We start from the raw sequence: 19,299 nt of genomic DNA, 5'->3' as shown, positions 1-19,299 counted from the left end.
TGGGATCGCCGGGCGGATATCACAAACGCGGTTGCTTCTGTGTAAAAAAAAATTTACGCATAGAAAGAAATATGCCGCTGGAGACAAGACTCGAGCGGATCGGAAAGAATGCGCAATGGGTGGTCACAAGATCCGGACGATGGAGGAATTCGCGGCGGCCAGCGGGCTTTCGCGGCCAACCGTTTCGAAATATTTCGACAATCCCGAAAGTGTCAAGCCATCGACCCGCGCCCGCATCGAACAGGCGCTGAAGGATCATAATTACCAGCCCAATATTTTTGCGGTCAGCCTCAATCGGAAAAAGCCGAAGAATATCGGGGTCATCGTTCCGCACATTTCCGATCCCTTCTATGCCGAAATCATCCGCCAGATCGAGATGCGCTGCCTTTCCGAAGGCTACTGGACGATTGTGTTGTCATCGCATGGCGACCGCAAGCTCGAAGCGCGGGCCATGCGCACATTGATGTCGCTGAAGATTGCCGGTGTGCTGATGGCGCCACTCGGATTTGATACCGACACCAAGTTGCTGGCCAGTCTGTCCAACGCCATGCCGGTGGTGTTCCTGGACAATCGGATTGGCGAGGATCAACCGTTTGTCGGCACAGATAACCGCCAGAGCATAGGCAATATCACCGAATATTTGTGTCGAACGGGGGAACATCCTTGCTTTCTGGAAATGCCAGCGGTCAATCAGAACGCATTGGACCGGCGTTCTGCCTATGTGGCGACGATGGAGCATCTGGGCCTCGAGCCGATCGTCCTGCCGATGGCGGCGCGCAACTGGAATTTTGAAGAGCTTGGCTATTGCGAGGCGGGACGGATCCTTGACCGGGGCGGTTTTCCGACGCGCACGGTGCTTTGTGCCAATGACCGACTGGCATTCGGTGTCATTGCGGCAGCCTTTGAAAGACGCCGTCTTGTCGGCCGCGAGGCCGGTTGCGATCTGCGGGTTGCCGGCCATGATGATCACCCGCTCAGTCGCTTTACCTGTCCGCCCTTGACCACCGTGGCGCAGGATTATCGCATGATCGCGCAATTGGGGCTCGACATGCTGTTTTCGCGTATTCATGCGCAGGAGAGTGGTGCTGCGGTGGAGACGGAGTTGCGCAGGCTCGACAGTCATCTGATCATGCGTGGCTCAGCCTGATCGGCCCTGCTATGCATCTGCCCATGCCCTCAATGCAGCGCGGATGCGGGCGGGGCTGTTCATGCTTTCATGCGGACAGGACGCCTCCCAAGAATTTACTTATCGAAACGCCGTTTTTGCTGTTAGCATTGTGATGAGGCGGGCCATAGAAAGCCTCGCTTGACAAGCCGCATGCGACTGTTCATAAATTTTACACATGTAAGAAATTTGCTATGCATTCGTAAAGGAGGAGACGAAATGCGAACCAAATCTTATCGTGCAGGACTGATTGCATCGGTGGCAATATTGGCCATTGGATGTGGGGCGGCGAGCGCCGAGGAACTCACCATCGCCACAGTCAACAATGCTGACATGATCATCATGCAGAAGCTGTCGTCGGAATGGGAGAAGGAAACCGGCAACAAGCTCAATTGGGTGGTTCTGGAAGAAAACGTGTTGCGTCAGCGCGTGACCACCGACATTGCCACCAAGAGCGGACAGTTCGATATCATGACCATCGGTGGCTACGAAGCGCCGATCTGGGGCAAGGCAGGCTGGCTGCTGGAGGTCGGCGATCTTGGCGATGATTATGATTATGATGATCTGATCAAGCCGGTGCGCGCGGGTCTCACTGTGGATGACAAGCTTTACGCCGTGCCATTTTATGCTGAAAGCTCGTTTACCCTTTACCGCAAGGATCTGTTTGAAGCGGCTGGTCTGACCATGCCTGAGGCGCCGACCTATGCGCAGATCAAGGAATTTGCCACCAAGCTGACCGACAAGTCGAAGGAACAATATGGTCTCTGCCTGCGTGGCAAGCCGGGCTGGGGCGAAAACATGGCCTATCTTGGCACGCTGGTGAACACCTATGGTGGTCGCTGGTTTGACGAGCAATGGAAGCCGCAGATCAATTCGGATGAGTGGAAGAAGGCGATCAATTTCTACGTTGATCTGATGAAGGAAGCAGGCCCTCCCGGAATTACCTCCAACGGTTTCAACGAAAATCAGGCCTTGTTCTCGACCGGGCATTGCGCGATGTGGATCGACGCAACTTCTGCTGCTGGCCGTATCTATGACAAGACCCAGAGCCAGGTTGCCGATAAGGTCGCCTTCACCAAGGCGCCCGTTGAAGTGACGCCGAATGGTTCCGCCTGGGCATGGTCGTGGAACCTTGCAATCCCGGCATCGAGCAGCAAGTCGGAAGCTGCAAAGTCGTTCCTCAAATGGGCGACCTCGAAGAAATATGTCGAGCTGGTCGGCGAGAAGGAAGGCTGGGTCGCGGTTCCCCCGGGCACCCGTCAATCGACCTATGCCAATGAGAACTATAAAAAGGCGGCGCCTTTTGCCGAGACGGTTCTCAAGGCGATCGAGTCTGCCGATCCAACCAAACCGACCAAGGACCCGGTCCCCTATACAGGAATCCAGTTTGTAGCGATCCCGGAATTCCAGGCGATCGGCACGATTGTCGGTCAGGCGATTTCCTCGGCCGTTGCTGGTCAGCAAAGTGTTGACGCAGCACTTGATGGCGCCCAGCGTCAGGCGGAGCAGATGATGACGCAGGCCGGTTACATCAAGTAAACCGGTCCCGCACCCGGATCCTGCCGCTTGACTTCAAATCGGGCGGCAGGTCCTTACACCGTAAGTCTCATGAGCATGGGCCACTGAATGGTGAAGCTGTTCTGCGTCCCAAAATGTTCACAAGGCAACCGAAGAGCGGCCTGACGATGCCGCTTTAACCGTCACTGCTCTTGGTGGAGTGAGAGCAAGAGCGGGAAGGGAGGGGCATTTCATGCCATCTAGCAATGCGGCCGTTGCCGGCACCAAGTCTCGTTTTGCATCCAGATCACGCCGGACCATTCGGACCGGCCCTCTGCTTGCGCCCGCTGTTATTGTGCTGCTTTTATGGATGATTGTTCCACTGGCGATGACGCTGTGGTTTTCATTCCAATATTATAATCTGATCAATCCCTTCGTGACCGGTTTCGCCGGCGTTTCCAATTACGCGTTTCTTCTCTCCGACCCCGGACTGTGGTCGGCAATTGCCAATACCTTGATCCTGCTGGGATCTGTCCTGGCGATATCCATCATCCTGGGCGTGCTGTTTGCGGTGATTTTTGACCAGGATTTCTTTGGCAAGAACATTGCGCGGCTGCTGGTTATCGCGCCTTTCTTCGTGATGCCGACCGTCTCTGCCCTGATCTGGAAAAACCTGTTGATGCATCCGGTCAACGGCTTCTTCGCCTTCATTTCGCGCAGTCTTGGCCTGCCGGTGGTGGACTGGTTCTCGCAGTTTCCGATGGCGTCGATCATCATGATCGTTTCCTGGCAATGGGTGCCTTTTGCCACACTCATTCTGATGACAGCCATGCAGTCGCTGGATCGCGAGCAGATGGAGGCGGCGCGGCTGGATGGCGCGAAAGGTCCGGCGATGTTTTATTACATCATCCTGCCGCATCTTCTGCGTCCGATTTCCGTTGTCATCATGATCGAGACGATTTTCCTGCTGTCGATTTTCGCAGAGATTCTTGTCACCACTTCGGGTGGTCCTGGCATTGCCACCACGACGCTGACCTATTTCATCTATCTTAAAGCGCTGTTGCAATGGGACATTGGCGGGGCATCGGCGGCGGGGGTCATTGCCATTGTGTTGGCCAATATTGTCGCCTTTTTCCTTATTCGCACCGTTGCGCGCAACCTGGATAGTTAGGAGGCTGCGATGGCTCAGAAACGTAAATTCAACAAGACCACTGTCACAGCCGGGATCATCGGCTGGGTGATTGCGCTGCTGATGTTCTTCCCGATCCTGTGGATGCTGATGGCGGCGTTCAAGACCGAGATTGATGCGGTGGCGCCACCAAAACTGTTGTTCTCACCAACCCTTGAGAATTTTGCAGCGGTCAATCAGCGGGCTGATTATCTCCGCTATGCGACCAACAGCGTGGTGGAAAGCCTGGGCGCGACCATTCTGTCGCTGATCATCGCGGTGCCTGCGGCTTATGCGGCGGCGTTCTTTCCGGGAAAGCGCACCAAGGACCTGCTGCTGTGGATGCTGTCGACCAAGATGCTTCCGGCTGTTGGTGTGCTGGTGCCGATCTATCTTCTGGCGCGCGATAGCGGCATGCTGGATACGCGCACCGGGCTGATCCTCATCTTCACGCTGTCCAATCTGCCGATTGTGGTGTGGATGCTTTATTCGTTCTTCAAGGAGGTGCCGCACGAGATCCTGGAAGCCAGCCGCATGGATGGCGCCAAGGTCGGGCAGCAGATCCGCTATCTGTTGCTGCCACTCAGTCTGCCAGGCATAGCGTCGACCGCGCTGCTCTCCATCATTTTATGCTGGAATGAAGCCTTCTGGAGCCTCAATCTGACGGCTTCGCAGGCCGGACCCCTGACGGCGTTCATTGCGTCCTTTTCATCACCGGAAGGGCTCTTCTGGGCAAAACTCTCGGCGGCGTCCACGCTCGCCATCGCGCCAATTCTTGTCTTTGGTTGGATTACGCAGCGCCAGCTGGTGCGCGGTCTCACCTTCGGCGCCGTGAAATAAAGGGAACCCCATGGCTACGCTTTCTTTTCATAACGCGACCAAATCCTATGGCAATGTCGATGTCATTAAGGGCGTCGATCTCAATATTGAAGACCGGGAATTCGTGGTCTTTGTCGGCCCGTCGGGCTCGGGAAAATCAACGCTGCTGCGGATGATTGCCGGGCTGGAGGAAATAACCGGCGGCGATCTGACGATTGACGGCCAGCAGTGCAATGACGTGCCGCCGGACGAACGCGGGCTGGCGATGGTTTTCCAGACCTATGCCTTGTATCCGCATATGAATGTGCGCGACAATATGGGTTTCGCACTCAAGCTTGCAGGCGTGTCCAAGACCGAACGTGAGCGCAAGGTGGAGGAGGTGGCAACGACCCTTCAGCTCGACAAGCTTCTCGATCGCAAGCCGCGTCAGCTTTCCGGTGGTCAGCGTCAGCGTGTTGCCATTGGCCGTGCGATGGTGCGGGAGCCGAAAATCTTCCTGTTTGATGAGCCCTTGTCCAACCTGGATGCGGCTTTGCGCGTTCAGATGCGCATCGAGCTTGCGCGTCTGCATGACCGTTTGAACGCGACGATGATCTATGTAACCCATGATCAGGTCGAAGCGATGACGCTCGCAGACAAGATCGTGGTGCTGCGCGATGGCCGGGTTGAACAGATGGGGTCACCACTGGAACTTTATCATCATCCGGTCAATCGCTTTGTGGCCGGCTTTATCGGCTCGCCGACGATGAATTTCATCGATGTCAAGGTCCGCGCCGCAGGCAGCGATGGGGTGACGGTTGAACTGAACAATGGCAATTCCATCACGGTTCCGGTCAAGGCAGAGGGTGTGGAGCCAGGTGGCGCGCTGGTTCTGGGGGTTCGCCCGGAGCATCTTCATCCGGCTGGTGACGGCATTCTGGATGGGGAAATCATGGTGGTGGAGCGGCTCGGCGGGGAGACCTATCTTTACGTTCAGAATTCTGCAGCCAAAGAGCTGATTGTCGCGGAGGCCGGTGGCAGCAGCACGGCACGCACGCATGAAACCGCCCGGCTTGGTTTCAATCCGGCGGATGCGCATCTGTTTTTATCAGACGGTCTGGCATTGGAGCGTCGAGAGCGACATCCACTTCTTTTGTCTGAAAAGAAAACGCATCGTTAGAGCGTGCCATGCGCTGATTTCTATACCGCGCATCCAGTCTGAAATCCTGTTGGCGCTGGCGGGATGCGCTTTGACTACACGCAATAATTTTCCGGAGAATTCTCATGAGACTGAAAGATAAGGTTGCCCTCATTACCGGTGCTGCACGCGGTATTGGTCTTGGCTTTGCTCAAGCCTATGCGCGTGAGGGTGCCAGGGTCATCATCGCCGACATCAATATCGAACGCGCAGAGGAAGCGGCGCGCAGTATTGGCAGTGCGGTGAAAGCGGTCAAGCTGGATGTCACCGATCTTGCAGATATTGAAAAGGTGGTGGCCGAGGTCGACAAGGAATATGGTGGCATCGATATTCTGGTCAACAATGCTGCAATTTTCGATATGGCGCCGATCAACGCCATTACCGAAGACAGCTATGAGCGTGTTCTTGGCATCAACCTCAAAGGCCCGCTGTTTATGATGAAAGCGGTGTCGAATGTGATGATCGCGCGTGGCCGCGGTGGCAAGATCATCAATATGGCAAGCCAGGCAGGACGCCGTGGCGAAGGGCTTGTGACGCTCTATTGCCTGTCAAAAGCCGCGATCATCTCCGCCACGCAATCCGCGGCTCTTGCCCTGGTCAAACACAATATTCAGGTCAATGCGATTGCACCCGGCGTCGTGGATGGCGAGCATTGGGATGTGGTCGATGCAAATTTTGCCAAGTGGGAAGGTCTGAAGCCGGGCGAAAAGAAGGCGTCCGTTGCGAAGTCTGTTCCGATTGGCCGCTTTGCAGACCCGGAAGACATTACCGGCATGGCGATTTTCCTGGCTTCTTCCGAAAGCAATTACATCCTCGCCCAGACCTTTGGTGTCGATGGCGGAAACTGGATGGCTTGAGCCATTTTAGGTGCAGAAATGAAAGCCATTTATTTTACCGGGCATGGCGTCGCGGCGCTTGCCCAACTCCCTGACCCAGAGCTCAAGCCCGGACATGCCCTGATTGACGTCAAGGCCTCAGGGCTCTGTCACACCGATATTGACGTGCTGCATGGCCGATATGGATCAAGCGCGTTTCCGCTCGTGCCGGGACATGAATATGCAGGTGTGGTGATTGCGGTTGCGGAAGACGTGACCAATGTGAAGCCCGGCGACCGGGTGGCTGTCGATCCCAATATCCCCTGCGGTCACTGTCGTGCCTGCCAGAAGGGACTGACAAACCTGTGCGCTGATCTGAAAGCCTATGGCGTCACCCATAATGGGGGCTTTGCCGATAAAAGCCTTGTGCATGCGCGCCATCTTCACCCGATTGGCACCTTGTCTTTCGATGTGGCGGCACTTGCCGAGCCACTGGCCTGCGTCCTTAATGGCCTTGGCGCGGCGGGATTGAAAACCGGCTCGCAAGGGTCTGAAACGGCACTGGTGTTCGGGGCCGGACCAATCGGTCTGCTGCTTGCGCTGTCGCTCAAGGCGCAAGGCGTTGCAAAAGTCGCCGTGGCCGATATCAACGAACATCGTCTGGCTTTTAGTGAAAGTCTCGGCCTTGAGCCGCTTGTCTCGGGATCCGCAGAGCTTGAGGCGCGCAGACAGAGCTTTGATTTTGTGGCTGACGCGACCGGCATTGCGAAAGTCGCAGAAGGCATGACGAGCTTTACGGCCGATGGTGGTACGGTGCTGGTGTTTGGCGTCTGCGCACCCGATGCGCGTATCTCGGTGGCGCCATTTGAAATCTTCCGCCGCCAGATCCGCATTGCCGGTTCGCATTCGCTTAATGGCAATATTGCGCAGGCGCTTGAAATTCTGCAAAAGGATAAAGGCGAGATGGCACGTCTTGTTTCGCATCGCCTGTCGATTGCGGACATGCTGCCCTTCTTCACCAAACAGGGGGGTGATCCTGCGACGATGAAAGTGCAGTTCGTTGCAGATTGAAACCACTGATTTTTAGGATTGCGATCAGAAGGAGGGTGCGGCTAGCTGCGCCCTTCCTGGTGTTCAGGGCCATAAATGATGTCTTCACACAGATTGATAACCGAGAGTGCGATCTGTAATCGATCCCACCCGGCCCCTTCGGCTTCACCAACCAGTTTTTGAAAGGCTGGTTCGAGCGCAAAGTCGCATTCGAACCGATAGCTGCTTTCACCCACTGCGGTTGTCGGTGCATTGATCGGGCGCACCATTCAAGATTTCCTCGAATAGATCGATTGCATATTACTCAGGTCCCTCCGTTCATTGTCATATGCCGTAACAACGCGATTTGCGGCGCTCTACAGTGTTTCAAATCACAAGCTGCTCATTGCGAACCGATCGGTCGAGACAATGTTTGCCTGTGCCAATTGTTTCTTCCTGTTCGAATATTACCGGTTTTTTACAAAGTCTATATGAAATTTCGCTCATATTATCCATCAGGCAAATGCCGTACTTCCGCCCTCGTCCAAAACAAAAAAAGGGCCAGATACGAGATCTGACCCTTAAAATGCTCGGCTGTGATCAACGTTGTGCGACAGGTCGAACCAAGGGTGTGACACGTCGGATCGTCACCCGTCTGTTTTCCTGTTCCGCCGCCTGGGTGCGGATTTTCAGGAAACGCTCGCCATAACCCTGGGTGACCAGGTTTTCTGCCGGGATGTCGTAGACCTCGGTCAAGAGGTTTGCGACCGATTCCGCGCGCTGATCTGACAGAACCAGGTTGGAACGATCAGAGCCAACGGCATCGGTATGGCCTTCAATGAAGAAGGTTTCGCCAGGATCCTTGTTTAGCACCTTCTGCATGGCATTGGCGACTTTTCGCAGTGTCTTGGCCTGTGACAGGGAAACCTCGGCACTGCCGGTGGCGAAATGAATGGTATCGAGATCGATGCGGCGCACTTTATCCCGCAGACGTGCGGAGTGACGCACCTCATCGATGGTATAGACGCGTTCAACACGCTCCACAGGCGGCATCGCCAAAAAGTCGTAGAAGTCGCGTTCCGGATCCTGCGCCACATCGATAATGTAGTCGTTGACCGGGATTGTCAGTCGCATCGGAGGCAGATCATAGCCGACGTCGAAGATTGCCGCACGCGGGCTATCGTCATACTCAGGAGCATAAATCATCAGATATTCATTGCCATCGCGGTCAATGCGCGAGCGCTGCAGGATATCGCCATACCGGTCATAAACCGTTACGATTTCATGACCGCCAGGGCGCACGATCGTTTCGCGTAAGCGCCCGCGGGGAAGCTCATCATAATAGGTGTTCTCGGCATTGCGGCGCAGGCGAGGACGGTCGTCGCCACGCACAAAAATGCGATCGCCAGCATCCAGAATGACCCGGTTATCGATTTGCTCGATGACCTTCACATTCGTTACGCTTTCGTTGATAGTCGTGTTGTTGTTTGTGGTGTTGTTAACTGTCGTGTTGTTGATGACAGTGTTGTTAACGACCGTGTTATTGACGATGTTTGTCGTCTCAGGAACCATGAAAGCCGGCGCGTCTTTGACGCGTGTGCCTTCCTCTTTGAGGTTTGCCTCAATTTTTTGCGGGAGTGCGGCCTTCAGATTATCTGGAATTTCGACCTGGGCTGCAGCGTCATCAACTGGGGGCGGCAGCTTCTGCTCCTCTGTCGCACGCTGCTGCTCGCGTAATTTGCGGCGTTCTTCCCGCGATTGTTTTCCGCCGAAATTGTCAGCATCCTTGTCGCTATCGAGAATGGCAGCCCCGTTTTCGACCGGCAACACGACGGTCTCGTCCGTGCTGGCTGGATCGCGAGCAATCTGCTCCTTGAGCTCCGGTGTGCGTTCGTCGATGATTTCAGCAGGCGGATTCTGTGCGGCATTTTCAGGCGGCACAACTTGCGGCGCCTGACCTTCGGGTTCCGCCTGAGGCTTCGCGCCACTACCGGTGTTTGGGCTTGGCAGAGCTCCGGTATCAGCAGGCGGCTGAGGGTTGTCGGGCAGCGCGGGAGCGTCGGATTGCTGCGGCGGCGAGGCGGGTTGTTCCGGCTGTGCGGCATCCGGCTCAGGCGCTCGTGGCTGTGCTTGTGGTTGTGGCTTTGGTTGCTGCGTTGCGGGCGGCTGCGGATCGGCCTGGGGCGCCTGTTCCTGCGGCGTTGGCGCGGGTTGCGCATTGTCCTGCGAGGGTGCGGCTTGTGTCGCTTCGCGTGCCTTTCTTTTGGCTTCGTCCTCTATCGTCTTTTGCTGCTCAACGCTTGGCTGCTGTTCTGCTGCTTCACGACGGGCCTTCTCCTCGGCCTGCTTTTGCTCTTCGGCTTGACGCTGAGCCTGCTCCTCAGCGGCTTTTTGTTGCTGCTCGGCTTCACGCTTTGCCTGTTCTTCGGCCGCCTTTTGCTGCTCGGCGGCCTGGCGGGCCGCATCCTCAGCCTGTTTGCGACGTGCTTCCTCTTCAATGGCATTTTGTTCGTCTGCCGCGCGTTGCTGTTCTGCGGCTTCACGTTGCGCCTGTTCAGCAGCGCGCTGCTGTTGCTCGGCCTGTCGGTCAGCTTCCTCCTGGGCTGCGCGCTGTTGTTCTTCAGCGTTGCGTCGTGTTTCTTCTTCGGCGGCGCGTTGCTGTTCGGCAGCCTGCCTTTGCGCCTCTTCAGCTGCCCGCTGCATTTCTTCGGCCTGTTGCTGCCTTAGCGTTTCGGCGTCGGAGTCTTGCTCACCGCTATCCTGCGCAAGCAGGACGGCTGGTTCGCTGAGCCGCTGTGCGTTGACCGGCTGCATCATCACGGAGGCAGAGAGTGCCGGCAGCACGACGGTTGCGAGAAGCTTGGAACGAATTTTCATAATCCCTCTCCTTAAGGACGACAGACGTCGATTTGACCGACGGACGAGCGGCGCCTGTCGGATCGGCTCGCGCTATTGATCCGCATTGCTTGAGCGCAAATTCCGGCAAGATCACGACTTCGTTAGCGAAAACTTGATGAATGGAAGCTGAATAACGGTCTAACGGCGGTGTTGACGGCGGCTACTGCTGCAAATGCCCGAAATGCCCGTTCAAATCTATTCCGCTTTACGCTTTTGCTTGCAGGCAATATGAAAGTGGCGGTGTTTTTTAACTGCAAGATGGAGCGGTAGAGAGCACAGTGTTGCGCTGCGGCCATGCTTGCCGCGTTTGAATGCGAGAGAAGAGCAAGGGGGCAGGGTGGACGCAAAGTCTGTTTATTTAACCGTCACGATGATCATCCTTGCCAATGGCGGGATGCTCAGTGCGATCAACCGCGATTTTCCTGTCTCGCTGCGACCGGCTGCCATGAACTGGATGTGGGCGACGCTTGTCGTTGCCGCGGGCTGCGTGACGTTTGCCCTTGGGGCGTGGCTACCCCGAACCCTGTCAGTGCTGGTGGCCAATAGCTGTCTTTTTGCCGGACTTTGCCTTTATTACCGGGCTATCAGGATCTTCCAGAATCTCGGCGGCAATCTGTTTCCGTGGCTGATTTTTGGCCTCGGAATGATTGTTTTTTTGTATTTTCTGGTGATTGTTCCCGACACGCTGGCGCGGATCGTGGTGGTTTCAGTTGTCTGGATCTGGCTGATGGCTGCCAGTATCCGGCTGCTTGCCGACAAGCGCCACCGCGATGGCTCGCGCAGCCGCATCATGCTGATCTCGCTTTACTGTGCGGCGTTGATCTTAACCGCACTCAGGGCTCTGTTCTATATAGCAACAGAGGCAGGTGCACAGCTCGACATTGCGGACAACAGCAACTGGATGAACACCATCACGCCAGTCTTTCTGGCCATTCTACCGATCATCGGTACCACGGCTTTCATTCTGATGTGTACCGATCAGATAAGGCGCCGCTGGGAACGGGTGGCATCAAAGGATTATCTCACCGGACTGCCCAATCGCCGGACATTGAATGATGTGGGGACGGAGCGATTTGAGCGGGTGAGGCATTTGCCGGTGCCGCATGTGCTGGCTGTCCTTGATATTGATGACTTCAAGCGGATCAATGACAATCATGGCCATGAGGTTGGGGATCAGGTGCTCAAACATGTCGCAGCCTGCCTGCAGGCGAGCATGCAGGCGGATGATTTCGTCGCCCGCTCGGGTGGCGAGGAATTTGTCATCATCTTCGGTGAACGCAACAGTGAACTGCCGCTGATCGCGACAGAAGCCATCCGTCGGATCATCGCCGAGAGCCCGTTCGTGGTGGGGGAGCACAGGTTGCCGGTAACAGTATCGATCGGCGTGGCTCAAAAGAGGGGGACCTCATCGAGCTTCGAGAGCCTTCTGCGCAAGGCTGATCGGGCGCTTTATCAAGCCAAGTCGAACGGCAAGAACCGGGTGGAGATTGCCGCGCAGCCGTCCGAAGCTAAGCCAGAATCTGCGTGACGGAGCGGGTTGCCGAAATCATCATCGGCACAAATTGCCGGACGAGCGTGTCTTCATTGTAACGAAGATTGGAGGCGGCAAGGACGGCGGCGGCGGTTGTGTATCCGTCCGGCAGATAGATGGGCGCTGCCAGCGCGATGTCGTTGGTATAGACCTGTTCCTCGGCAATGGCGAAACCGCGCTGTCTCGTTTCTGAGATGCGGCGCCAGATCTTTTCGGGATCAAAGACGGTTTTCGGCGTATAGGCACGCAGGTCACTGCGCGCCAGGATATCGTGAATTCTGGCATCTTCCAGTCCGGCGAGAAAGACCAGGCCGGCTGCCGAACAATAAGCGGGAAGCCTGCTGCCGACAATGACATCATTGTCGAGCGTATTGGCAGACAGATAGCGGGCGAGATAGATAATATCAGTGTCGTCAAGCAATGTGAGCGAGATGGTCTCGCCGGTGCTGCGGTTGAGGTGCAGCAGATAGGGATGTGCCCTTTGCACCAGCAGGCTTGAACGTGTGTAGCGATAGGCCATGTTCAGAGACTTGGCTGCCAGCTCATATGTCTTGCTGCCGGGGACCTTTTGCAAATAGCCGAGCGCAAGCAGGGTATGGGCGAAGCGTTGCGCGGCGGAGCGATCGATTCCTGCTCGTTGCGCCAGTTGCGTCAGCGTCTGGCGAGGATGCAGCGGGTCGAATGCTTCCAGAACGCGGAAAGCCTTTTCGACCGCCCGGACCATCATCGGGTCATCATGCTCGTCTTCGTTCAGTCCCATACATGCCTGTCCTCTGGCTGTGATGGCATTGCCGATACCATTCTCACCGCAATCTTTTACTCTGTGTTCTTAAAGAGCGAAGAGACTTTTTTGACGTCTCCACAATCAAAAGCTGCAGGATGCGTCAATCAGGAAGATGCCGCTCCGCGGCACCCTCCTTTGTTTTGTTAGAAGCGGATGTCCTGGAGCGTCGTTACATCCATGCCCGCATCTTTGAAACCTTCGAGAAGCAGCGGCACAATGGTTTGCTTGCTGCGGTTCTCGTCAGCCCATGCCTGCAGGAATTGCTGGACGCGGCCATCCTCGTCCTTGCGGGTGGCGGCGGAGACCGGGATGCCGTGGACAGGTTCTGGCAAGGTGTAGCTTGAGAACGCGCCGCGCGCGCTTTCGAAGGTCTTCATGCAGATCGGAAGTTCCTGCAGCATATAGTCCGCGCGCCCCGACTGCACCGCCATGATGGCCTCGCTCATTTCCTTCAGGCTCATGATCTTGGCCTCAGGCATATCTTTCTTGATAAAGGCGGTCTGCGCGGCGCCGGTCACCATGGCGAAGGTGACATTGGGAGAATTATATTCGGCCCATGTTTTCATCGGTTCCTTGCCCTTGGCACCGATCACGCAGTCCGACATCTGCCAGACCGGGCCGGCCATCGCCAGCGCTTTCTTGCGCTCTTCGGTTGCGGTCATGCCGGGAAAGATGTCGAGACGACCCGACTGCAGGTCGAGCACAATGCTTTGCCAGGTCACTTCACGCCATTTCAGCTTGAGATCCTTGCCCATTGCCTTGCCCAGATCGGCTGCCATTTGACGACAGACCCGCGGACCATAGCCAGCATATTCGAGTTCGCCGCCGACATGGAAGGAGGTTGGCGGATAATTCCTGACCCCGCCGCACACCACTTCGCCGGTCCGCTCGATCTTGTCCCATACGGATTCAGCGCTCGCCGGCGCCGCGATTGTGAGGCCGACGCAGCCCAAAAGCGCTGCCGTGAGTGTTTTCATCATTGTGTTCATTCCCTTCAACTGCCCTTCTGTGGAGGGCTTGATAAGACCAGATCCACCTTGTGGCCATTGCGTGTTCCGCGACAAGGGAAAAATCGTTCCGAGCGGCTTGTTCCCGCTAAAACAGCAATAAAAATTGAGAAAAGTTCAAAAACAATCGTATCACGATCAGAGATAATCACAATACGATTAAAAAGATATTTTTGTGTAAAAATACTTGGTGGTTGTCTCGAATCAAGCTAGCAGCCAGAAAAAGGCTGCCTGATCCGGATAGGGTGTCGCCGCAAAAATGGGAGTGCATTCGGATGTATCAATTTGACTGGTCCGTTATTCAGGACGGACAATTGTGGCTCAATGCAATCGGCGTGACGGTCGCCTATGCAGCCGTCACCTCCTTGGCTGGTTTGTTGATCGGTGTGTTTCTGGGGCTCGCTCTGGTGGCGCGGATTCCGGTGCTGACCTTGATCATCAACGCCTATATCCATCTGTTTCGTTGCACGCCGCTCTTGGTTCAGATTGTCTGGTTCTTTTACGCGCTGCCGATGCTGACCGGCTATACTTTGCCGGACTGGTTTGCGGCAGGGCTCGGGTTGACCTTGTATATGGCGGCATTTTCGGCGGAGATATTTCGAGCCGGCGTCATTTCCATCGACCGCGGTCAATGGGAAGCCTCAACGGTGCTGGGATTTTCCTATGTCACCAAGATGCGCCATATCATTCTGCCGCAGGCAACGCGGCGCATGATTCCGCCGATTGTCAGTCAGACCATTCTGCAGCTGAAAAACACCTCGCTTCTTTCGGTGGTGGCGGTTCCCGACCTGATGTATGCGGCTGGCAGCCTGACGATGGAAACCTACCGGCCGCTGGAAGTCTACACCTTTGCGGCGCTGCTCTATCTGGCGATCCTCACGCCTGTGACGCTGATTGCGAACCGTTTCGAAATCAAACATTGAAGGTGGCTGCGATGATCAGAGTTCAGAATCTGCGCAAGACATTTGGCACCCATGAGGTGCTACGCGGTATCGACCTTGTCGTGGAGCGCGGCGATGTCGCGGTGCTCATCGGCCCTTCCGGCTGCGGGAAATCAACCCTGCTTCGCTGTCTTGACCTGCTTGAACAGCCGACAGAAGGCCTGATCGAAGTGGCTGGCAACCGCCTTGAATTCAATCCCAAGACCAAATATCCGGAGCGCGTGAAAGCCCGTTTCCGTTTGAAGACGGGGATGGTGTTTCAGAGCTTCAATCTGTTTCCCCATATGACGGTTTTGCAGAACGTCATGTCAGGCCCTTTGCTCAACAAATTCAAGAGCAAGGATGAGGCGCGCGACCTGGCACTCAAACTGCTCAAGCGGGTGGGATTGTCAGACAAGGTTGATCTTTATCCGCGCCAGATATCGGGTGGGCAGGCGCAGCGTGTGGCGATCGCCCGTGCTCTGGCACTGGAGCCGGAGGTGATGCTTTTTGACGAGCCGACCTCAGCGCTTGATCCGGAACTGGTCGGCGAGGTTCTTGACGTGATGCAGGGGCTGGCTGCGGAAGGAACCACGATGATTGTGGTGACCCATGAGATGAGTTTTGCCCGCAATGTCGCATCCAAGGTCATTTTTATGGAGGCCGGGCATGTTGTGGAAACCGGCGCGCCTGACCGGGTGCTCAAGCAACCCGAAACCGAACGTCTCAAGAGCTTCCTTTCCAAGGTTGAGCATTAATCACGTTACCAGACAGTGGATCTTCGACAATGAAGCATTTTGATCTTGTGGGCATGTTTCCTGCCATTCCGACACCATTGACCGCTGAGGGTGCGCTTGATGTTGCAGCGCTTCAAACCCTTATCGAGGCCAATCTTGCTGGCGGCGCGAAGGGTCTTGCACCGGTGGGTGGTACGGGAGAGTTTACCGCGCTTTCGATGCAAACGCGGATCGCGATGGTTCGCGAGACAGTGCGGCTCGTCAACGGCCGCGTTCCGGTGGTTGCCGGTGTTGTTTCTCCAGGCTGGGCAGAGGCAGTTGAACATGGGCGTGCCTTCAAGGAAGCGGGTGCCGATGCATTGCTTCTGGTGACGCCGTTCTATGTGATACCGAGCCAGCAGGGCGTCATCGATTATTTTCGGGCTTATCGGGAGACTGTCGATCTGCCGCTTGTCTATTATGATGTGCCGGCGCGCACCAGCTTTGTCACAGCAGTCGATACGCTAAAGACCCTGGGTGAGGATGGCACCATCATCGGTGCCAAGATCTGCAATACGGATGCCTATTATTTCCAACGTCTGTCGGCGGCCATTGGCGAGCGTATCGCTTTGCTGTCTGGCGACGACATGATGTATGCAATCCATATCATGCATGGCGGAACGGGTGGTATTCTGGCCAGTGCACCCATGTTGCCGGCCTATTGGACGCAGATCCACGATACACTTGCCGCAGGCAAGCTTGCCGAGGGCATTGCGCTGCATCAAAAGCTTCTGCCGACCTTTGCGGCGCTGTTCAATGAGGTCAATCCGGGTCCGCTCAAAACCATGATGGCGCATCTGGGACTTCCGGTTGGCCCGGTGTCATTGCCATTGAAAGCGCCGAGCAATGCGACCCAGCAACTCATCGTTGCAGCCGTTGAGGGCTTGCGGGCCCAAGGGATCGCTTGAACCATGGCAGGCGGGGCGCAATTTCTTGATTTCGCAGAGGCGCGGCAACAGGCGAAAAGCTTTCTTCCGCGCGCTTTGTTTGATTATATCGACCGAGGAACGGAAGCGGAAACAGCCTTGCATGCGCTGTTTGACGGCTTTGCCACCCGCCGGATCGTGCCCCGCGTTTTGCGCCCAGTCTCAGCACCGGATGTGTCGGCGCAGTATCTGGGCGCTATGCATAGATGTCCGTTTGTGATTGCGCCGACTGCACTTGCGGGAATGGTGCGCCATGATGGAGAAATCCAGATGGCGCGTGCGGCTCAGCAAGCAGGCCTCCCTTTTGTCGTGGCAACGCAATCATCGACAAGTATCGAACAGATTTCGGCAAATGCGCCTGAAAGTGAGTTATGGTTTCAGTTGTATGTCTGGCAGGACCGTTCTGAAACGTTCAAACTCCTGGAACGTGCCAGAGCCTGTGGTGTTGAAACACTGGTCCTGACTGTCGATACGCCTGCATCGCCGAAAAAAATTCATAACCGCCGCAATGGATTTGGCGTTCCACTGCAGCCCTCGATAACGCTTGCCCTGGACCTTATGCTGCATCCGCGTTGGACATTGGGTGTCATGGGAAGCTATGTGATGCGTAACGGATTTCCTTCCTATGCGCATTATCCGGGCGATGTTGCCAAGGCGGTTACCAGTTCCATTCGCAATCCACGCTTTGCACTCGACACGGTTCTTGATCAGAACTTTCTCAAGGAACTACGTCAGCGCTGGCCGCACAAACTGCTTATCAAGGGGGTACTTTGTGCCGCCGATGCAGTCGAGATTTTCAATTCAGGCTGCGATGGCGTGGTGGTATCGGCGCATGGCGGCCGAAATCTTGACAGTGCCGTTCGACCGCTGGATGTGTTGCCACGGATACGAGAGGCGGTCGGCCCTGACAGAACGCTTTTTGCTGATAGCGGTGTGAGGCGTGGTTCGGACGCAGCAAAGCTGTTGGCTGCGGGTGCTGACGGTGTCTTGCTGGGGCGGGCGCCGCTTTATGGATTGGCGGCAAGCGGTGTTGAGGGTGTCGTAGAGATGATTGAGCAACTCAGGGAAGAGTTACGCCTGTTCCTGGCGTTTGCAGGCGCTGAGGATATCTCGGCTCTCCGTCAGGCCGAGTGGATCATTGAGAGCGCATTGAGAAAGGCCTGAAACGCCTGAGCGGGGAGATCAGTCCACGGGACTGATTTCTGAACCCGCTTCGATCAGACAAGGATGCGCGTTGAAACAGAGAATGAGAGCATCGATCTGATCCGAACAGATCGAAACACGCACCCATCCGGAACGCCGCCAGTTTTCTTTAGAAGTTACAGGTAAGAAAATGCTATCCACGCCATGCTCCAACGATGTTTTCCTGAACGACCTTCGCCAGGCGATTGGCAGCCAATATGTGCTGACAGAGGCCCATGACAAAGAACCTTATCTGACTGACTGGCGCGGTTATGAAAAAGGAGAAGCACTGGCAGTCGTCTTGCCTGCAACGACCGCTCAGGTCTCGGCCCTTATGACGCTCTCGGCCAAGCACGCTTGCAAGATTGTTCCTCAGGGGGGAAATACCGGGCTGTGCCAGGGAGCGGTGCCGTCAGGGCTAGAGCGTACGATTGTCATGGGTTTGCGTCGTCTGGATGCAATTCGCGAAATCGATAAGGCGTCAAATATCATTGTCGCGGATGCCGGTTTGACACTAAGCGCCGCTCATGATGCCGTTGCAGCCTTGGACCGTCGTATTCCATTGCATCTGGGCAGTGAGGGCAGCGCGCAATTGGGCGGTCTTGCTTCCACCAATGCCGGGGGCACAAGCGCGCTTCGCTATGGCCCCATTCGTGATCTTATTTGCGGCATCGAAGTGGTGTTGCCTGATGGTCGCATTTTGAGTGATTTGAAGGCGCTTCGCAAAAACAACACGGGCTATGATCTGAAAAACCTCTTCATTGGTGCTGAAGGCACTTTGGGTATCATCACAGCGACGGCGTTGCGTTTGCAGCCGATGTTGCGTTCATCGGGGCATGCCTGGATCGCACTGCCCGACCTTGATGCAGCTGTGACCCTATTGATGGGCTTGCAGGATCGCTTTGATACCGCATTGCAGGCGGCTGAACTTTTATCAGCCAATCAGGTTGATCTGGTTCTTCAGCACATTCCTCGTGCAAGACATCCGCTTCAAAGCAGTCCCGAATGGTCGTTGCTGGTCGAGCTCGGCAGCACCGACCCGACAGCTTCGTTGCACCAAGCACTCGAAGAGTGGTTATCCGAGCAGTTCGAAACCGGACTGGTTGTCGATGCCTTCATCGCACAGAGCCAAGCACAGGCCGAAGATATCTGGCATTTAAGACATTCGGTTTCGGAAGCAAACAAGGTGCATGGACACAGCCTCTCGCACGATATCGCCGTTCGAACGACGCGTGTTCCCGATCTTATCAGGCGGGCGAGTGCAGCGGTCCATGAAATCCATCCCCAGGCACAAATTCTCATTGTTTCGCATATCGGGGATGGCAACATTCATTTCATTGCGCACTTCACCCATGATCAGTGGTCTCGCTTCAAGGATGACGCCACGGTCACCACAGAGATTATGAAGCGCGTTCATGACGTCGTCGATGAACTTGGCGGTACGTTTTCGGCAGAACACGGGATTGGTCGAAAACTCGTGAAAGAACTCGCGAGCCGCTCAGACCCTGTTCGCATGGCTCTCATGCAATCTCTTCGCGATCTCATGGATCCCGACCGTCAAATGAATCCGGGAAGCGTGCTTGCGATCGAGCACGGAGCTTAAAC

17 protein-coding genes are annotated in these 19,299 nt (G+C 55.8%); 13 read left to right on the top strand and 4 right to left on the bottom strand.

The window, feature by feature from the left end; genetic code table 11:
- Window positions 1–115: 115 nt before the first annotated feature.
- The 7 genes from ABWV94_RS21780 (at window position 116) to ABWV94_RS21750 (ending at window position 7,712) form a co-directional block, all read left to right on the top strand.
- Window positions 116–1,147, top strand: coding sequence for a LacI family DNA-binding transcriptional regulator (locus tag ABWV94_RS21780; protein WP_353415312.1), 1,032 nt, complete (start codon window positions 116–118; stop codon window positions 1,145–1,147).
- Between the two features lie 237 nt (window positions 1,148–1,384).
- Window positions 1,385–2,704, top strand: a complete 1,320-nt coding sequence (locus tag ABWV94_RS21775) for an ABC transporter substrate-binding protein (protein WP_353415311.1) — start codon at window positions 1,385–1,387, stop codon at window positions 2,702–2,704.
- A 211-nt stretch (window positions 2,705–2,915) separates the two neighbouring features.
- Window positions 2,916–3,833, top strand: coding sequence for a carbohydrate ABC transporter permease (locus ABWV94_RS21770; RefSeq protein WP_113499301.1), 918 nt, complete (start codon window positions 2,916–2,918; stop codon window positions 3,831–3,833).
- Between the two features lie 9 nt (window positions 3,834–3,842).
- Window positions 3,843–4,670, top strand: a complete 828-nt coding sequence (locus tag ABWV94_RS21765) for a carbohydrate ABC transporter permease (protein WP_353415310.1) — start codon at window positions 3,843–3,845, stop codon at window positions 4,668–4,670.
- A 10-nt stretch (window positions 4,671–4,680) separates the two neighbouring features.
- Window positions 4,681–5,808 carry an ABC transporter ATP-binding protein gene (locus ABWV94_RS21760; protein WP_353415309.1) on the top strand — a complete coding sequence of 376 codons (1,128 nt, stop codon included), beginning with the start codon at window positions 4,681–4,683 and terminating at the stop codon, window positions 5,806–5,808.
- 104 nt (window positions 5,809–5,912) lie between these two features.
- Window positions 5,913–6,683 (top strand): L-iditol 2-dehydrogenase, encoded by a 771-nt coding sequence (locus tag ABWV94_RS21755; RefSeq protein WP_113499307.1) that lies wholly within the window; start codon window positions 5,913–5,915, stop codon window positions 6,681–6,683.
- Between the two features lie 18 nt (window positions 6,684–6,701).
- Window positions 6,702–7,712 carry a zinc-dependent alcohol dehydrogenase family protein gene (locus ABWV94_RS21750; RefSeq protein ID WP_113499309.1) on the top strand — a complete coding sequence of 337 codons (1,011 nt, stop codon included), beginning with the start codon at window positions 6,702–6,704 and terminating at the stop codon, window positions 7,710–7,712.
- A gap of 41 nt (window positions 7,713–7,753) precedes the next feature.
- On the opposite strand, the gene ABWV94_RS21745 is transcribed toward ABWV94_RS21750, so the two are convergent.
- Window positions 7,754–7,960: a hypothetical protein gene (locus ABWV94_RS21745; RefSeq protein WP_113499311.1), complete on the bottom strand. Its 207-nt coding sequence runs from the start codon at window positions 7,958–7,960 to the stop codon at window positions 7,754–7,756.
- A 310-nt stretch (window positions 7,961–8,270) separates the two neighbouring features.
- Entirely contained in the window at window positions 8,271–10,547 is a 2,277-nt protein-coding gene (locus ABWV94_RS21740) for an OmpA family protein (protein WP_353415308.1), read from the bottom strand.
- Between the two features lie 358 nt (window positions 10,548–10,905).
- Here ABWV94_RS21740 and ABWV94_RS21735 point away from each other — a divergent pair, with 358 nt between their 5' ends.
- Window positions 10,906–12,096, top strand: coding sequence for a GGDEF domain-containing protein (locus ABWV94_RS21735; protein WP_353415307.1), 1,191 nt, complete (start codon window positions 10,906–10,908; stop codon window positions 12,094–12,096).
- Here ABWV94_RS21735 and ABWV94_RS21730 read toward each other — a convergent pair.
- Window positions 12,077–12,859 (bottom strand): IclR family transcriptional regulator, encoded by a 783-nt coding sequence (locus ABWV94_RS21730; RefSeq protein WP_079210945.1) that lies wholly within the window; start codon window positions 12,857–12,859, stop codon window positions 12,077–12,079. The two genes, ABWV94_RS21735 and ABWV94_RS21730, sit on opposite strands and share 20 nt — an antisense overlap.
- A gap of 167 nt (window positions 12,860–13,026) precedes the next feature.
- Window positions 13,027–13,863 carry a transporter substrate-binding domain-containing protein gene (locus tag ABWV94_RS21725; RefSeq protein WP_161492397.1) on the bottom strand — a complete coding sequence of 279 codons (837 nt, stop codon included), beginning with the start codon at window positions 13,861–13,863 and terminating at the stop codon, window positions 13,027–13,029.
- 302 nt (window positions 13,864–14,165) lie between these two features.
- Between ABWV94_RS21725 and ABWV94_RS21720 the strand changes: the two genes are divergently transcribed.
- From ABWV94_RS21720 to ABWV94_RS21700, 5 genes are all read left to right on the top strand, one after another.
- Window positions 14,166–14,813 carry an amino acid ABC transporter permease gene (locus tag ABWV94_RS21720; protein WP_079210943.1) on the top strand — a complete coding sequence of 216 codons (648 nt, stop codon included), beginning with the start codon at window positions 14,166–14,168 and terminating at the stop codon, window positions 14,811–14,813.
- An 11-nt stretch (window positions 14,814–14,824) separates the two neighbouring features.
- Window positions 14,825–15,568: an amino acid ABC transporter ATP-binding protein gene (locus tag ABWV94_RS21715; protein ID WP_113499319.1), complete on the top strand. Its 744-nt coding sequence runs from the start codon at window positions 14,825–14,827 to the stop codon at window positions 15,566–15,568.
- Between the two features lie 29 nt (window positions 15,569–15,597).
- Window positions 15,598–16,494, top strand: coding sequence for a dihydrodipicolinate synthase family protein (locus ABWV94_RS21710; protein WP_113499320.1), 897 nt, complete (start codon window positions 15,598–15,600; stop codon window positions 16,492–16,494).
- A gap of 3 nt (window positions 16,495–16,497) precedes the next feature.
- Window positions 16,498–17,676, top strand: a complete 1,179-nt coding sequence (locus ABWV94_RS21705) for an alpha-hydroxy acid oxidase (RefSeq protein WP_353415306.1) — start codon at window positions 16,498–16,500, stop codon at window positions 17,674–17,676.
- A 169-nt stretch (window positions 17,677–17,845) separates the two neighbouring features.
- A complete protein-coding gene (locus ABWV94_RS21700) occupies window positions 17,846–19,297 on the top strand; it encodes an FAD-binding oxidoreductase (protein ID WP_353415305.1) in 1,452 nt (483 codons plus the stop codon).
- Window positions 19,298–19,299 lie beyond the last annotated feature (2 nt).

Origin of the sequence: Brucella sp. NBRC 12953, from assembly GCF_040369775.1 — a bacterium.
Lineage (GTDB): Bacteria > Pseudomonadota > Alphaproteobacteria > Rhizobiales > Rhizobiaceae > Brucella > Brucella pseudogrignonensis.
This window is presented reverse-complemented; position numbering and strand designations above follow the sequence as displayed.